Genomic DNA, 16727 nt, shown 5'->3' on the forward strand with positions numbered 1-16727 from the left:
ACTATTGTCCCAAACGATCAAAACTATAAATTGCATTTGAGAAAGGAACAATTTGATTAATAATACGTTGCCAACGAGTCAAGCCAGTCGCATCAACATACACAATATCATTACTGCGCAATTTAAATTGATTGGCTAAACCAAAGTCACCAATACTCATTAAGTTTAAATGATAGAGTTCAGTTGTTCGGTCATTTGGATTTGTACGTAATACATAAATTCGACTAGCACTTGCTGAGTTCGGGTTAATCCCTAAGCTTTCACCTAATGCGTCAGTTAAAGTCATGCCTTGATCGCGCATAGGAATTGCCTGATTTTTGCCAGCTTCGCCCATAACATAAATTTTCTGATTTTCTCGATTACTTACGTAAATTGTATCATTAGCTTGAACCAACAGCTTATGTAATGAATAGCCTGCTCTTTCTAACTCAATTGTATTTAAATTATATGTTACGCCGTTTCGAATGAGTTGAATGTAGGTGTTGTCTCCAGTTGTAGATAATCCACCAGCCATACCTAGTGCTGTGTAAATACTTACTGGTTGATCACTTAAATAAAACTGACCACCTTTAGTAACACTACCTTGAACAGAGAATCGTTGACCCTCATAAGATAGTACACGTACAACAACATCTGGTGTTTTTAAAAATTGAGAATACTTATTACGTAATTCCTTATTAACTTGAGCTACTGTCTTTCCTGCAGCTTTATATCGTTCAACCAATGGTAATTGAATATATCCATTTTGATCGATAGTATAACCATTTACTTTAGGATCAGTAGAGGTATTACCAGAAATTTCAGGGTATGCCCAAAGTTGAATCGAGAGCACATCTCCAGGGCTTAATCGATATATAGGTTGTTGATTTTTAAATAAAGATGCGTAGTCGCGTTGATAGTCAATTTGAGCTGGTTGAATTGCTGGTAGAGTTTCTTGAGAAATTTTAACCACGTTAACTGTAGTTCCGAGGTCTGTTTTATACATACCTTCATTTGGAACATCATAAGTTTGTAAACCAGAAGTAACCGCACAGCTGGCAGCACTTAGACTCAAGGCAAGAACAGAAAAAAACTGGCAATACTTCACACGCGACCCTTTGTGTATTTATCTTTAATTGATATTGTCCACTGCATAGTAACAAGTGTCTATTAAACGCAGGCTGAAGAGATTCTAGCTGAAAAGAAACCAAAAAACATCGAAAAATCGTATAGCTTTGTATGTTTAGTTTATCTGAACTGCCCATTTAGACTATAGTCACTTATCAGAAATATTAAAAATGTACTATTTTAGCTAAACTAATAAATTCTACTTCTAAGTGTAGTAAACACATTTATACAATTGGTATGCGGAGCTCACTTAAAATCTGATATAGTACGCTGCATTGTAAGTGCCAAAAGCATGATTTATTAGATATAAACTCTAAGGAAAAAGGCTCGTTTATATGCAAATTGCCAATTTAAAAATAGCAATTATTGGGTTGGGCTATGTAGGCTTGCCATTGGCAGTTGAGTTTGGGAAAAAAGTACCCGTAGTTGGTTTTGATATTTATCAAAAACGTATTGATGAGCTCAAAAGCGATAAGGATCATACCTTAGAAGTGTCGCCACAAGAATTAAAACAGGCGGTGCAATTAAGCTATACCGCTGACTTGAACGATTTAAAAGACAGTAACTTTTTTATTGTAACCGTTCCAACACCAATTGATGACTTTAAACAACCAGATCTCACCCCTTTAATTAAAGCATCAACTAGTATTGGTCAAGTGCTTAAAAAGGGGGATGTTATCGTTTATGAATCTACTGTGTATCCGGGTGCAACAGAAGAGGTATGTATACCTGTTTTGGAAAAAGTTTCAGGTTTGAAATTTAACCAAGATTTTTTTGCAGGCTATAGCCCTGAACGAATTAATCCTGGCGATAAGTTGCATCGTGTAACTAACATTTTAAAAATCACTTCAGGTTCGACTCCTGAAGTGGCTGATTATGTTGATGAAGTATATAACCTGATTATTGAAGCAGGAACTCATAAGGCACCGAATATAAAAGTAGCAGAAGCTGCTAAAGTTATTGAAAACACTCAACGTGATGTCAATATTGCTCTTATTAATGAATTAGCCCTTATTTTTAATAAATTGGGTATAGATACAGAAGATGTACTTAAGGCTGCAGGAACCAAGTGGAATTTCTTACCATTCCGCCCAGGTTTAGTCGGTGGGCACTGTATCGGAGTCGACCCATATTATTTAACTCATAAAGCCCAATCTATTGGGTTGCACCCAGAAATTATTTTAGCAGCTCGTCGTTTAAATGATCGTATGGGGGAGTATGTGGCGACTCAACTCATTAAAGAAATGGTAAAACGGCGTATTCAGGTTGTTGGTGCTCGTATTTTAGTAATGGGCCTTAGTTTTAAAGAAAACTGTCCAGATATTCGTAATACAAAAATTATTGACTTTATTAAAGCCCTTAAAGAGTACGACTTAGATTTAGATATTTGTGATCCGTGGGTAGATGATACAGAAGTCCAACACGAATATGGTTTAGCGCCAGTTAAAGAATTGAAGCAAGGTGTGTATGATGCGGTCGTTATTGCTGTTGCTCACGATCAGTTTAAGGCAATGACCGCAGAAGAGTTTCACGCGTTAGGTAAAACCAATCATGTACTTTATGATTTGAAATATGTATTAGATCAACAAGAATCATCGATACGTTTATAAGGAATTAGTTCAGGTGAAAAGAGTTTTATTGGTATTTGGAACAAGACCAGAAGCAATAAAAATGGCGCCATTGGCCTTAAAGTTACAGCAAAATATTGAAGACTTCGAAACCAAAGTTTGTGTAACTGGGCAACATCGTCAAATGCTGGATCAAGTTTTAGAGCTCTTTAATTTAAAACCCGATTTTGATTTAAATCTAATGAAGCCAGGACAAACATTATCTGATGTTACTTCAGGAGTACTCAAAGGCTTGGAGCAAGTTTTTGAACAATGGAAGCCAGATATTATTTTAGTTCATGGTGATACGGCTACTACATTTGCCGCTACATTGGCTGGCTATTATCATAAAATTAAAATTGGGCATGTTGAGGCTGGCTTAAGAACGGGCGATCTTTACTCTCCATGGCCCGAAGAAGCGAACCGCCAACTTACAGGTGTTTTGGCAAATTATCATTTTGCGCCTACGAACTCTTCTTATCAAAATTTAATTAAAGAAAATGTTAATCCAGAAACAATTATTGTGACTGGAAACACAGTTATTGATGCACTATTACAAGTGAAAGATAAAGTTGAACAAGATGAAGATTTAATTCAGAAGTTCGAGCAAGAATTTAAATTTCTTGATAAAAGTAAAAAGCTAGTTTTAGTTACAGGCCATAGACGCGAAAACTTTGGTCAAGGTTTTTTAAATATTTGTACTGCATTAGCTAATCTTGCAAAAAAATATAGTGATATTCAAATTGTATACCCCGTTCATTTGAATCCTAATGTGCAAAAGCCTGTAAATGAATTGCTATCAGGTATAGATAATATCTTTTTAATTCAACCCCAAGATTATTTGCCATTTGTATATTTAATGAACCGCAGTTATCTTATTCTGACTGACTCAGGTGGTATCCAAGAAGAGGCTCCTTCGCTTGGAAAACCTGTTTTGGTTATGCGTGATACTACTGAACGACCAGAAGCTGTTGATGCAGGCACTGTACGTTTAGTTGGTACTGATGTGAGTACAATTGAAAAATCAGTGTCGGAGTTATTGGAAAATACCTCACTATATAATGCTATGGCTGCCGCACATAATCCTTACGGTGATGGCACCTCTTGTCAGCAAATTATTGATTTCTTAAAAAGAAATTAATTTATTTTTATTATTTTAATTTAAAGTATTGAATATGAATAAGTCATTTAAACATATCTGCGTTATAGGTTTAGGTTATATTGGTTTACCAACAGCAGCAACTTTTTCTGCACATGGAATAAAAGTTACGGGTGTGGATGTTAACCAACATGCTGTAGATATGATTAACCAAGGAAAAGTCCACATTGTTGAACCTGATTTAGATGCATTGGTACGTGATGTTGTTGCACAAGGAAAGTTGTCTGCTCAAACTACACCATTAGAAGCAGATGCATATATAGTTGCAGTTCCTACTCCTTTTAAAGATGATTATCAGCCTGATCTAAAATATATTGAAGCAGCTTCCAAAGCTTTAGCCCCTTTTTTGAAAAAAGGTAATCTTGTTATTCTTGAATCTACCTCCCCTGTGGAAGCCACGGAACAAATGGCAGCATGGTTGAGTGAAGCACGTCCAGATTTAAGTTTTCCTCAGCAAAAAGGTGAAGAAGCAGATATTTTGGTAGCCCACTGCCCGGAACGAGTATTACCAGGTAAGGTTTTGCAAGAGCTGATTAGCAATGACCGTATTATCGGTGGTATGACACCGCGTTGTTCAAAAGCAGCCTGTGAGCTATACAAAACTTTTGTCAAAGGTGAATGTATAGAAACAAATGCACGCACCGCAGAAATGTGTAAATTAACAGAAAACTCTTTCCGAGATGTTAATATTGCTTTTGCAAATGAGCTTTCTATTATTTGTGATAAGTTGGATATTAATGTTTGGGAGTTAATATCTCTAGCAAATCGTCATCCTCGAGTAAATATTTTACAACCAGGTCCAGGTGTGGGTGGGCACTGTATTGCTGTTGATCCATGGTTTATTGTTGCTAAAACACCAGAGCAAGCGCGGTTGATTCGTACCGCACGTGAAGTAAATGATGCAAAACCTGAATGGGTTATCGATCAAGTTAAAATTAAAATTGCCGAATTTTTACAAGCGAATCCAAATAAGACAATTCAAGATGTAACTATTGCTTGCTATGGCTTGGCTTTTAAACCTGATATTGATGATCTTCGTGAGAGTCCAGCATTAGAGATCACTAAGAAATTGGCAGAACAAGGTTTAAATATTCTTGCAGTAGAACCGAATATTCTAGCGTTACCCGAGAGTGTATCTGAAAATATTCAACTTAATTCTATAGAACAGGCAGATTCAGCAGAGATAGCAGTATTACTTGTCGCGCATAAAGAATTTAGGGTGTTAGACACGGCTGGGAAAAAGTGGGTTGTTAGTGTTAAATCCTAATAATATTTTTTGTATTGAGATTATCATACTCGTCCCATAATATGAATTATGAAATACTATGGGATAGTTAAGTTTTTTGTCGTGGGATAAGGGTGTGATGGCCCTTATCATATATTCGAATCAATGTTCTGAGTAGATTTTAATTTTTGGTGAAATAATGCAAAAAATGCTTGTTATAGGAGATGGTGATTCTGCCTTTGTCAAAGACTTTATAACTCAATATCATAAACGTGGTGTGTTGGTAGATCTCATTTCTTATGGTAAGGAGAATAATAATGAAGTTAGGATTCAGAAAAATTTTCACGTTCAATTAGGTCTTAGTTTTTCTTCTCTGAAGAATTTTTATAAATTTAGAACAGAAATTATAGATAAAATAGATAGTGATTATGATGTTATCGTTATTCATTTTATTTATTTTTTTTTAGCTCCTTATATATTTCAATTAAAACATAAAACAAAGAGAATTGTTTCAGTAGTATGGGGGAGTGACTTTTATCGTGTGACTTCAATAGTCAAGAAATTTCTTCAAGATATTATATATAAAAAATCAGATATTATTGTTTTTACAAATCCTAAAACTAAGGAGTTGTTCACTAAAAGAAAATCATATATTCGTACTCAATTAGCGGTCGCGAGATTTGGACTTCCTGTACTTGATAAAATAGATAATTTAGAAAACTGTGAAAAGGCTCAATTGTGTGGTGGCTTTAATGTGCCTGAGAATAAAATTAAAATAGCCGTTGGTTATAATGCAAGTTTAGCACACCAACAGGAATTAATAGCAAGTCAAATTGTCAAGTTTGAAAATGATATATTGGATCAAATTCATTTAATATTCCCTATGGGGTATGGAAATAAAGAAAATAAAAAATTAATTGAAAATATTTTAAATGAAAATATAAATATAAAATATACAATTTTAGATAAATTTTATAATTTTGATGAGGTAGCAAAATTAAGAAAAATAACAGATATTTTAATTAATATACAACCTACAGATCAATTTAGTGGATCAATGCAAGAAACATTATATGCTGGCGGCTGGATATTGACTGGTGCGTGGTTACCATATGAAAAAATAATGGAATTAAATCCAAAAATGATTCTGATTGAGGAGAAAGAAGAGGTTGGAATAAAACTTGTCGAGTTGATTAATGCAAATGCTACCAATTCTTTAGAAAATACTCAGAATATTAGAGCATTTATAAAAAATGAGTCCAGTTGGGAAAGAAATTTACCAATTTGGGATAAAATAGTTTTTAAAAGTTAATTGTAGAAAGAGCTATGGATATTAAGAAACTAGCAGGTTACGCTATTGGTCCAGTAGGTGCTAGCATCTTAGGTTTTGTAACATTGCCAGTTATTACATGGTATTACTCTGTTGAAGATGTTGGGCGCGTTTCTATGCTACAAATTTTCACTAGCTTTTTTGTAATGTTATTTTGTTTGGGCTTGGATCAGGCATATGTGAGAGAATACCATAGATCGGAACAAAAAATACTACTATTAAAATCAACATTATTACCTGGTGTTTTTCTTGGTACTATATTTCTCGCTACTATATTTTTATATGATTCTAATCTTATTTCAAAATGGTTATATGGAATATCTGATTTATATTTAAGCTTAATAACTATAATTTGTTTTATTGTTGCCTTGATAACTAGATTTTTGTCTTTAGTAATCAGAATGCAGGAAAGAGCTATAGCTTTTTCAATGAGTCAATTGTTGCCTAAGATATTATTTTTAGTTTTTATACTAATAACTGTGTGGATGGGTTTTTCAAGAGATACATTTAATTTAATTACAGCTAATATTTTATCAATAATTTGTGTATTCATTATTTTTTCTTGGAATACACGAGAGGATTGGTGTGCATTTTTAAATAATTCTCTTGATAAAGAGCAATTGAAAAAATTATTCGCATTTGGTTTGCCCTTAGTCATTGGTGGATTAGCTTTCTGGGGGTTAAATGTAATGGATAGACTTTTTCTTCGAACAATGTCTAGTTATTCGGAGTTAGGTGTTTACTCTGTTGCAATGAGTATTGCTGCAGTTGCAGCAATCTTGTCAAGTGTTTTTAATACGATTTGGGCTCCAATGGTGTATAAGTGGGAAAGTGAAAATTTAGTTGATATAGATAAAATAGATTATATTTCAGAAATAATCTTGACTATTATTTACTTTATCATCGTTATTTCAGGATTATTTTCATGGATTATTCCATTGTTATTACCACAGGATTATCAAATAATACAATTTTTAATTACTTCCTGCCTACTAGGACCATTATTGTATACTTTATCTGAAACAACGGCAGTAGGTATTACTTTGGTTAGAAAAACTAAATTGTCTATGCTTGCTTCTATTTCTGCTATGCTTATAAATTTATTAGGAAATTACTTTCTTGTTTTAAAGTATGGTGCAATAGGAGCTACTGCCTCAACTGCTGTGGCATTTTGGTTCTTTTTTATTTTAAGAACTGAATTTTCCAAATTGGTTTGGCGTAAAATCCCCGTGAAAAAAGCTTATATAGTGACAGGTATATTAATTTTTACTTCAATTACGAGTATGTTTTTTTTAAAAGATTATTTAGTTGGCTTTATTTTGGTATGGTTTTTATTGTTAATAGCAGGTTTTTTTATTTTCTGGCATACACTTAAAAAAGTTGTAATGCAACTCAGGAAAGGATTTTAATATGAAAATTTTGATTGTTGCATATGATGTTGCTCCCTTAGATTTAATTTCATCACAGAGGATTAATCATTTTATTGATTTCTTTTGTGCTAAAGGATATCACGTAGATGTTCTTACATCAAAAAAACGTGCTGTAGATGGTCCTATCAAGGATTTTGAAAAATATAATAAATTAAAAGATAAAGCTAATTTTATAGAAATACCCAGTAATTTTAAAAATAAGAGTAATAATAAAAAAAATGATGTAGTTGATACCAATTCTTTTATGAATAATAGACGTGATTTTTTAAAAAAAATTAAATCTATTTTGGTGAAATTTACTGGTCAATTATTCGATTATAGGACAGTATGGGCGTATAATTCTATTGAGTATATTAAAAATAGTGATGTTAAATATGATGTTCTATTGACTTCAAGTTTGCCAGCATGTGTAACTTGGTTGGGGTGGTATATCAAATGTCAAAATAAAGAAACTTTATGGATTGCTGATTTTAGAGATTTGTGGACATTAAACCATTTGGTAGAATATAACTTTTTTTCAAAAAAAATTGATACTTTTTTTGAAAAAAAGTTTTTATCGAAAGCTGATTTAATAACAACGGTATCAGAAGATTTATCTGATCAGATGCGTAATTTTCATAATAAAGATGTGCTTTTGGTTAGAAATGGATTCGTTCCTGAAGAATATGATGATATTATAAAGAAGGAAGATTTATTTTTAGATAAAAATAAAATAAATATAGTATATGCTGGTAACATTTATAAGAATCGCCGTGACCCTACAGCTCTTTTTCAAATTATTAAAAAACATAATTTAGAGGATAAAATTCATATCCATTTTTTTGGTTATTATCTGGCCAACCTTAAAGAGTTAGTGGATATAAATAATGCAAATTCATATTGTTTTTTTCATGATCCATTGCCACGAAATGAAATGTTTGGTGTTTTAAAGGCAAGTGATTTTAATTTATTTTTGGAATCAGGTGAAAGTGATGCAAAAGGTGTTATACCTGGGAAAATATTCGAGTTAATTGCACTAGGTAAGCCAATAATTAATGTAGGTCCGCAAGATAATTTTGAATCTGTTCAATTATTAAAATCAACAGGACTTTTAGTTAAGTTAAATGAGTTTGCTGGATATATTGATAAATATAAAAAAAATGATCAAGAATATAGCCAAAATATAAAATTTATTGAAGAAATTGCAGGTAGGAATAGTCAAGTTAATAAAATTTATCAGTTTATTGAAAGTAAGAAAGTAGGTGGTTAAATGAATGGGATTTCAAAAACTTTCCTTTTGTTAGGTATATTCACTACACCTTTTTATATATTTTCAAGTGGAAGTCTACAGCCCTCCCATTTTTTCTTGCTTTTATTTGTATTTTTTTTCTTAATATATAAGAAAGGATTTTATGTTGAGAAAAAATTATTTTTAATGACTATGCCTTTTTTTGCATATGTACTTATAGTGAATTTGGTTTATTCATTGTATTATCAAGATACTAGTTTTTTCAGTTATCCTTTAAACTTAACTTTTGATTTATTAATAATGTTTTCATTGGTTACTTTTTTAAAAGAAGCAAATAGTAATATAATAGAAAAAGTCCCATACTTTGTTTTCACTATTTTAATCATGTTATTCTCCGTGTGGTTTTTTGGGTTGGGAGAGTATAAATATTATCCTCGTTATAATGGTTATTTTAATGATCCGAACCAAATGGCTTTCTTTGTTTTATGCGTTACTACGATAGCCTGCTTATATATAAAAAATATTTATTTATTTTCTTTAACTTTGTTTTTTGCACTTGCATTAATACTTTTTACTCAATCTCGCTCTGCTATTTTGGGTGTTTTTATGCTGGTTTCTAGTTTATTATTTTTGTATTGGCGCGGAAATAAAAACTCAGTTTTAGTTTTTATGAGCTTAGTGCTTGTTGTTTCTTTAGTTTTAATGATTTCTTCAGAGTATTTGTTACAAATTAGTTATGTTCAGTCTGTTGTTGAGAGATTTTCTGAAGCTGATATCGGCGAGCAGTCGGACGTACGCGGCTATACACGTATTCTTAACTTTAAAGAATATCTACTATTTGGTGCTGGGCAAGGGTTGGATATGAGATTCAACTCCCCAGTTGAGATTCATTCAACTTGGGCTGGTATCTTTTTTTATTACGGTATAATAGGTATATCTTTATTCTTGTTTTTTTTAATAAATATTTTTAAGAATTTAAATATTTATCAAAAAATACTATTTTTAGTGCCCTTAATGTATAGTTTCTCAACTTTTGGTGCTCGGACAGTAATTTTCTGGATTTTATTAGCTTGTTTTTATCAGATGTCTCTACTGAATAAATATAAAAAGGGATCAATATAGTGCAGATTGTTTTAATAGGTACCGTAGCTAGTAGCTTTTATGGCTTTCGGGCAGACTTAATTCGCGAATTATATAAAAAAGGTCATGTTGTATATGCCTTTACCTCAGAATATTCAGAAGCTGATTTACGGAAGATAGAAAACCTAGGTGCTATTCCTGTAACTTATGACTTGAATAGAGGTGGCTTAAATCCATTAGCAGATATTAAAGCAACATACTTACTCGCAAAAAAAATTAAAGAAATTTCACCAAATTTAGTATTTTCTTATTTTACTAAGCCTGTAATTTTTGGTTCATTGGCTGCTAAGTGGGCGAAAGTACCTAAAATTATTGGTATGTTAGAAGGTTTAGGTTATACCTTTACTGAGCAGCCTGAAGGTTTATCACCTAAAACTAAACTTATACGTAATATTCAGGTGTTTTTATATAGAATTGCCCTGCCTTGTCTTGATCAGCTTGTTTTCCTTAATCCTGATGACCCTGTTGATCTTTTAGAAAAGCATAACCTTCCTGTAAAAGCAGTTAATATTTTAGGTGGGATTGGTTTAAATTTAGAAAGTTATCCTTATAGACCTATTTCTAAAGTACCAGTCAACCTTAATTTTTTATTTATAGGTCGTTTGTTAAAAGAAAAGGGCATTCATGATTTTATTGCAGCTATTAAGTTGGTAAAACAAAAATATCCCAATACTAAATTTACAGTATTAGGTGCTGTTGATAAGAGTAATTTAGGTGCTTTATCTGAAGAAGAAGTTAGTAATTTAAAACAAGCTGGAATAATTGAATATCCTGGGCATGTTGACAATATTCAAGAATGGATCGTAAAAAGTGATGTTTTTGTTTTGCCTTCTTATAGGGAAGGTGTACCAAGAAGTACACAAGAAGCGATGGCAATTGGACGGGCAGTAATTACTACAGATGTGCCAGGCTGTCGTGAAACGGTTTTAGATGAAGTTAATGGTTTTATTGTACCTCGATGGAACCCTGAAATGTTAGCTGAGAAAATGATTTACTTTATCGAGCATCCAGAAAAAACTCAAATAATGGGTGAAGCTAGTCATAAAATAGCAATTGAGAAATTTGATGCTAATAAAGTGAATCAAAAACTGATGGATATCTTAGGACTATAAAATGTTAAAACGTTTTGTGGATATTATTATTGCAACTATTGCTTTAATTCTACTTTCACCGTTATACCTCTATGTTGCTTATAAGGTAAAAAAGAATCTAGGCTCTCCAGTCTTGTTTCGTCAAGTCCGTCCAGGTCTACATGGTAAAGCATTTGAAATGATTAAGTTTCGAACGATGAAAGATGCAACAGATGCTCAGGGTAATCCTTTACCAGACAGTGAACGTTTAACTGCCTTTGGTAAAATGTTACGTTCTACAAGCCTTGATGAAATGCCAGAACTTTGGAATGTAATTAAAGGAGATATGAGTATTGTTGGCCCACGGCCCTTGCTTATGGAATATTTACCGCTTTACAACAAAGAGCAGGCGAAACGTCATAAAGTACGTCCTGGAATGACTGGCCATGCTCAAGTCAATGGGCGTAATGCAATAGGCTGGGAAGAAAAATTTAAGCTTGATACATGGTATGTTGAAAACAGATCGCTTTGGTTAGATTTTAAAATAATGCTCCAAACCGTTAAAAAAGTAATCGCTAAAGATGATATTAATGAAGCGGGTGAAGCCACGATGACCAAGTTTACTGGTTCAAAGTCGGAAGCAGATAAATGAGTAAGAAGATCTACGCTATTTATGGCGCTTCAGGCTGTGGTCGTAGTTTGATGCCGGTTGCAAGGCAACAGCTTCAACGTCAGGGCATTTCAGCTGAAATTTATTTTATTGATGATAGTTTACAAGAAGAAAAAATAGTAAACGGACATACAGCTTTAAACTATCAAATATTTAAATCAATAGAGTGCTCTAATAAATATGTATTAATTGCTATTGCGAATAGTCAAATTCGTGAAAAAATTGCAAATCAGTTGGTTGCTGATGGTATTAAGCTTTGGTCGGTACAAGCTGATAATACAGTAATTATGGATAATGTTGAAATGAGTGAAGGTGCTGCTTTGAGTCCTTTCGTTTCAATTACATCAAATATAAAAATCGGTAAATGTTTTCATGCTAATTTATACAGCTATGTTGAGCATGATTGCGTGATTGGTGACTATGTAACTTTTGCACCGGGTGTTAAGTGTAATGGTAATATTCGTATTGAAGATCATGCTTACATTGGTGCTGGAGCATTAATAAAGCAAGGTACACCTGATAGGCCTTTAGTGATTGGTAAAGGTGCTATCGTTGGAATGGGTGCTGTAGTGACTAAAAGTGTACCACCAGGTGTAACCGTTGTAGGTAACCCTGCAAGAATTTTAGAAAGAAAGTAAAAATTTTTTATTAGGAAATCAGAATGTTAAACACTGCATTTGAACCATGGCCAAGTTTTACAACAGAAGAAGCTGACGCAGTCAAAAATGTATTACTATCAAATAAAGTAAATTATTGGACCGGACAAGAATGTAGAATTTTTGAAAAAGAATTTGCCGATTTTTCTGGTACAAAATATGCGGTAGCTTTGGCAAACGGAACTGTTGCATTGGATGTTGCATTAAAAGCTTTAAACATTGGCGCAGGTGATGATGTTATTGTGACGTCTCGTACTTTTCTTGCTTCAGCAAGTTCTATTGTAACGGCGGGTGCTAATCCTGTTTTTGCAGATGTAGAGTTGGACTCTCAGAATATTTCACGTCGTACGATTGAAGCTGTAATTACACCAAATACTAAAGCGATTATTTGTGTGCATTTGGCGGGTTGGATGTGTGATATGGATCCGATTATGCAACTTGCTGCTGAGCGTGGTATCTATGTTATTGAAGATTGCGCACAGGCTCATGGTGCAAAATATAAAGGTAAAGCTGCTGGGTCAATCGGTCATATCTCTGCTTGGTCTTTTTGCCAAGATAAAATTATGACAACTGGTGGTGAGGGCGGTATGGTCACCACAAATGATGAAGAGCTTTGGAAAAAAATGTGGTCATATAAAGACCATGGTAAAAGCTATGACAGTATTTATAATAAACAACACCCTCCAGGTTTCCGCTGGTTGCATGACTCATTTGGTACCAACTGGCGCATGATGGAAATGCAAGCAGTTATTGGTCGAATTCAGTTAACACGTATGACTGAATGGACACAAAAGCGTACTGAAAATGCAGAAAAGATTTTAAAAGCGTTTGAAAATTCTCCTTACTTTAACGTTCATATCCCTTCAGATGAGTATGTTCATGCGCATTATAAATGTTATGTGCAAGTAAATTTAGAGGCGTTACCAGAGGGTTGGTCACGTGATCGTATAATGCAAGAAATTAATGCGCAAGGCGTCCCTTGCTTTAGTGGCTCTTGTTCAGAAGTTTATTTAGAGCATGCATTTGATAATACCCCATGGCGTCCAGAAAAACGTTTGGAAAATGCGCAGCAATTAGGTGAAACAAGCTTAATGTTTTTGGTGCATCCGACTTTGAGTCCAGACAGTATAGAAAAAACAATTATTGCAATTAATGCTGTTAGTAGGGCTATACAATCATAAAAATGTGAAGCTATTCGCATAGCTTTCTTTTGAATTATGATCTGATTTAAAGTTATGTAACCGCTGCGTAAAATTCATTTCTAGTTAAATAAGAAATGAGTATAACTATCGCACGGTTACTAAAACGAATAGAAGAGTATTGTGAAAAAGATTATTTATCAGTTTGCGTCTGCCCCAAGACTCGCCAAACAATGTTTTTTGGTTCTTGTAGACCTTTTTGCGTTTCCTGTTATTTTGTGGCTATGTTATGCCATTCGACTGTTTGATTTAGGTGCTGAAGTTATCCCAGGGATTAACTATGGAGTAGCGATCGTTACTATCGTTGCTATTTTAAGTTTAATGGTAACTGGGGTATATCGCTTTATTGTTCGTACTTTTAACGAAGCCTTTATTGCAAAATTAGCGCTTGCTGTTGCATTGATGGTAGTTGTTTTATATGGCCTAAATGCGTTCTCGGCAGCTTTTGTTCCAACATCCATTCCATTGATGTTTGGTTTCTTAATGTTTAGTTGGGTTTGGTGTAGCCGTGCATTTATCCGATTTATTGTAAAGTCTGCATTACTCACAGGGGAAGAGAGAAAGCGTATAGCAATTTATGGTGCAGGTGATGCTGGTCAGCAAATTGCAGCTGTGCTTTATCGTTCAGGCAACCATTTACCTGTCTTCTTCATTGATGATAATAGTTCTTTGCAAGACCATATGGTTGGTGGTTTAAAAGTACTATCTTTAGAAAAAGCTTTACAACGGTTTGAAAAATATAAAACTGATGAAATTTTATTAGCATTACCTTCAGTAGGTCGCGTACGCAAAAGTGAAATTATTCAACAGTTAGAACCTGCACATCTCAAAATTACTGAACTTCCTGGCCTTACTCAGCTAGTTGATGGTGAACTAAAAGTTGCTGATATTCGTGAAGTAGACATTGTTGATTTATTGGGACGTGACCCAGTACCACCTGTAGATCATTTACTTGCAAAAAATATTCATAATAAAATCGTAATGGTAACTGGTGCCGGTGGTTCTATTGGCTCAGAGTTATGTCGACAAATTATTAAAAATCGACCTAAAATGTTGATCATTTATGAAATTACGGAATTTGCTCTTTACAGCATAGATAGAGAATTACGTCTAAGCGCTCAATGTGAGATTGTTCCAATTTTAGGTACTGTTCAGGATCAACAAAAATTAGAGCGTATTATTGAGCAGTATAGTGTACAGACGGTTTATCATGCCGCTGCCTATAAACATGTACCTTTAGTAGAATGTAACCCTATTGCTGGCCTCAAGAACAATGCGATTGGAACAGCGAATAGTTTAAATGCAGCTGTGAAAAAGGGTGTTGAGACATTCGTTTTAATTTCGACTGATAAAGCAGTACGTCCAACCAATGTTATGGGTGCATCAAAACGCATGGCCGAACTTTATTGTCAGGCAATGGCTGAAGCCCAGCAACGGACTCAAATTAGTATTGTACGTTTTGGTAATGTATTAGGGTCTTCAGGCTCTGTAGTTCCCTTATTTAAAAATCAGATTGCAAAAGGTGGTCCTATTACTGTGACTCATCCAGATGTAACGCGCTACTTCATGACCATTCCTGAAGCATCTCAGTTAGTTATTCAAGCTGGTGCCCTAGGTAAAGGTGGAGATGTCTTTTTACTTGATATGGGTGAACCTGTCCGTATTCAGGATTTAGCTCGACAAATGATTTCTTTAAGTGGTTTAACTGTGCGTGAACAAGACTCAGAGCAAGGGGATATCGCAATTCACTACAGTGGATTACGCCCAGGTGAAAAACTTTATGAAGAATTATTAATTGATCAAGAAAATACTGAATACACCGAGCACAGTAGAATTCTTCGGTCATTTGAAAAGTTTTATCCTCTTACAGAGATTCAAGAAGTTTTTGAGCGGGTTAATAATATGACTGCGGTTCAAAAAGATATTGATTGGGCTCTTTGTCAACTCGAACACTATGTCGATGGTTATAAACGTAGCAAAGATATTATGGTTAATTAGAGAGTGAATGTGTGATTAAAAAGGCAGTTTTACCGGTAGCTGGATTAGGTACACGTTTTTTACCAGCAAGTAAGTCAATTCCCAAAGAAATGGTCACAGTGATAGATCGTCCTGCAATTGAATATGTAGTGCGTGAAGCTGTAGAGGCTGGAATTGAGCAAATTATTTTGGTCACTCATTCATCTAAGGCATCAATTGAAAATTATTTTGATCGAAACTTTGAACTAGAAACGACTCTAGAGCAAAAGAAAAAGTTCGATTTACTTGAAGAAATTACACAGATTATTCCATCTCATGTGAGTGTGGTAAGTGTAAGGCAGCCTCAACCTTTGGGTTTGGGGCATGCTGTTTTATGTGCAAAAAGTATTGTTGGGCAAGATGATTTTGCTGTGTTATTGCCAGATGTATTGGTTCAAGATAACTCAGGGAAAAATGATCTATCGCGTATGATTTCACGCTATGAAGCAAGTCAAGCTGCTCAAATCATGGTTGAGGCAGTACCAGATCATCTTGTAGATCAATATGGAATTGTTGATGTGAAGCAGAGCCCGAATGAGGGTGAAAGTATTGCTATGCAGGGAATTATCGAAAAGCCTGCTATAGGTTCTGCGCCTTCTAATTTATCCGTGGTGGGGCGTTATATTTTACCTGCTAAGATTATGCAGCTTTTGGAAAATACACCCAAAGGTGCGGGCAATGAAATACAGTTAACTGATGCTATTGCGATGCTTCAAGAAACTGATACCGTTGAAGCCTACCGGATGCAAGGCCAAACTTTTGACTGTGGTAGCAAGCTTGGCTATTTGAAAGCTGTACTACACTATGGTGTTGCACACCCTAAGTTAGGATTGGAATTTAAACAGCTGATTCAAGAACTTAAATTATAAAGTTTTGTAGTTCTGCTTAAG

14 protein-coding genes are annotated in these 16727 nt (G+C 34.1%); 13 read left to right on the forward strand and 1 reads right to left on the reverse strand.

The features are described from left to right. Position 1: 1 nt before the first annotated feature. Entirely contained in the window at positions 2 to 1087 is a 1086-nt protein-coding gene (locus tag ACPF64_RS04525; protein WP_426455675.1) for a polysaccharide biosynthesis/export family protein, read from the reverse strand. A gap of 355 nt (positions 1088 to 1442) precedes the next feature. On the opposite strand from ACPF64_RS04525, the gene tviB reads away from it, so the two are divergent. From tviB to galU, 13 genes are all read left to right on the forward strand, one after another. Then, a complete protein-coding gene (tviB, locus tag ACPF64_RS04530) occupies positions 1443 to 2717 on the forward strand; it encodes a Vi polysaccharide biosynthesis UDP-N-acetylglucosamine C-6 dehydrogenase TviB (RefSeq protein ID WP_426455676.1) in 1275 nt (424 codons plus the stop codon). Positions 2718 to 2730: 13 nt separating this feature from the next. Further along, complete coding sequence (gene wecB, locus ACPF64_RS04535) at positions 2731 to 3855, forward strand: non-hydrolyzing UDP-N-acetylglucosamine 2-epimerase (protein WP_426455677.1); 1125 nt, start codon at positions 2731 to 2733, stop codon at positions 3853 to 3855. 34 nt (positions 3856 to 3889) lie between these two features. Further along, positions 3890 to 5140 carry a UDP-N-acetyl-D-mannosamine dehydrogenase gene (wecC, locus tag ACPF64_RS04540; protein ID WP_426455678.1) on the forward strand — a complete coding sequence of 417 codons (1251 nt, stop codon included), beginning with the start codon at positions 3890 to 3892 and terminating at the stop codon, positions 5138 to 5140. Positions 5141 to 5297: 157 nt separating this feature from the next. Continuing rightward, positions 5298 to 6410, forward strand: a complete 1113-nt coding sequence (locus ACPF64_RS04545; RefSeq protein ID WP_426455679.1) for a glycosyltransferase — start codon at positions 5298 to 5300, stop codon at positions 6408 to 6410. 14 nt (positions 6411 to 6424) lie between these two features. After that, complete coding sequence (locus tag ACPF64_RS04550) at positions 6425 to 7837, forward strand: lipopolysaccharide biosynthesis protein (RefSeq protein WP_426455680.1); 1413 nt, start codon at positions 6425 to 6427, stop codon at positions 7835 to 7837. Between the two features lies 1 nt (position 7838). Beyond that, positions 7839 to 9107, forward strand: a complete 1269-nt coding sequence (locus ACPF64_RS04555) for a hypothetical protein (RefSeq protein WP_426455681.1) — start codon at positions 7839 to 7841, stop codon at positions 9105 to 9107. Then, complete coding sequence (locus ACPF64_RS04560) at positions 9108 to 10208, forward strand: O-antigen ligase family protein (RefSeq protein WP_426455682.1); 1101 nt, start codon at positions 9108 to 9110, stop codon at positions 10206 to 10208. Next, entirely contained in the window at positions 10205 to 11338 is a 1134-nt protein-coding gene (locus ACPF64_RS04565; RefSeq protein ID WP_426456102.1) for a glycosyltransferase family 4 protein, read from the forward strand. The genes ACPF64_RS04560 and ACPF64_RS04565 overlap by 4 nt, the downstream gene beginning before the upstream one ends. A gap of 1 nt (position 11339) precedes the next feature. Further along, positions 11340 to 11948: a sugar transferase gene (locus tag ACPF64_RS04570; RefSeq protein ID WP_426455683.1), complete on the forward strand. Its 609-nt coding sequence runs from the start codon at positions 11340 to 11342 to the stop codon at positions 11946 to 11948. After that, on the forward strand, positions 11945 to 12604 hold the full coding sequence (locus tag ACPF64_RS04575; RefSeq protein WP_426455684.1) for an acetyltransferase: 660 nt from the start codon (positions 11945 to 11947) through the stop codon (positions 12602 to 12604). Before ACPF64_RS04570 ends, ACPF64_RS04575 begins: the two co-directional genes overlap by 4 nt. A gap of 23 nt (positions 12605 to 12627) precedes the next feature. Beyond that, positions 12628 to 13803 (forward strand): DegT/DnrJ/EryC1/StrS family aminotransferase, encoded by a 1176-nt coding sequence (locus ACPF64_RS04580; protein WP_426455685.1) that lies wholly within the window; start codon positions 12628 to 12630, stop codon positions 13801 to 13803. Positions 13804 to 13944: 141 nt separating this feature from the next. Continuing rightward, a complete protein-coding gene (locus ACPF64_RS04585) occupies positions 13945 to 15819 on the forward strand; it encodes a polysaccharide biosynthesis protein (protein ID WP_426455686.1) in 1875 nt (624 codons plus the stop codon). 11 nt (positions 15820 to 15830) lie between these two features. Further along, positions 15831 to 16706, forward strand: a complete 876-nt coding sequence (galU, locus tag ACPF64_RS04590; protein ID WP_426455687.1) for a UTP--glucose-1-phosphate uridylyltransferase GalU — start codon at positions 15831 to 15833, stop codon at positions 16704 to 16706. Positions 16707 to 16727 lie beyond the last annotated feature (21 nt).

Source organism: Acinetobacter sp. KB005, from assembly GCF_049949095.1.
Taxonomy (GTDB): domain Bacteria; phylum Pseudomonadota; class Gammaproteobacteria; order Pseudomonadales; family Moraxellaceae; genus Acinetobacter; species Acinetobacter calcoaceticus.

Bases quoted from the DNA above. Each gene is read 5' to 3' on its own strand.
- ACPF64_RS04570 (WP_426455683.1), top strand. From the start codon at position 11,340: ATGTTAAAACGTTTTGTGGATATTATTATTGCAACTATTGCTTTAATT.
- ACPF64_RS04555 (WP_426455681.1), top strand. From the start codon at position 7,839: ATGAAAATTTTGATTGTTGCATATGATGTTGCTCCCTTAGATTTAATT.
- wecC (WP_426455678.1), top strand. From the start codon at position 3,890: ATGAATAAGTCATTTAAACATATCTGCGTTATAGGTTTAGGTTATATT.
- ACPF64_RS04545 (WP_426455679.1), top strand. From the start codon at position 5,298: ATGCAAAAAATGCTTGTTATAGGAGATGGTGATTCTGCCTTTGTCAAA.
- ACPF64_RS04580 (WP_426455685.1), top strand. From the start codon at position 12,628: ATGTTAAACACTGCATTTGAACCATGGCCAAGTTTTACAACAGAAGAA.
- ACPF64_RS04560 (WP_426455682.1), top strand. From the start codon at position 9,108: ATGAATGGGATTTCAAAAACTTTCCTTTTGTTAGGTATATTCACTACA.
- ACPF64_RS04575 (WP_426455684.1), top strand. From the start codon at position 11,945: ATGAGTAAGAAGATCTACGCTATTTATGGCGCTTCAGGCTGTGGTCGT.
- tviB (WP_426455676.1), top strand. From the start codon at position 1,443: ATGCAAATTGCCAATTTAAAAATAGCAATTATTGGGTTGGGCTATGTA.
- ACPF64_RS04550 (WP_426455680.1), top strand. From the start codon at position 6,425: ATGGATATTAAGAAACTAGCAGGTTACGCTATTGGTCCAGTAGGTGCT.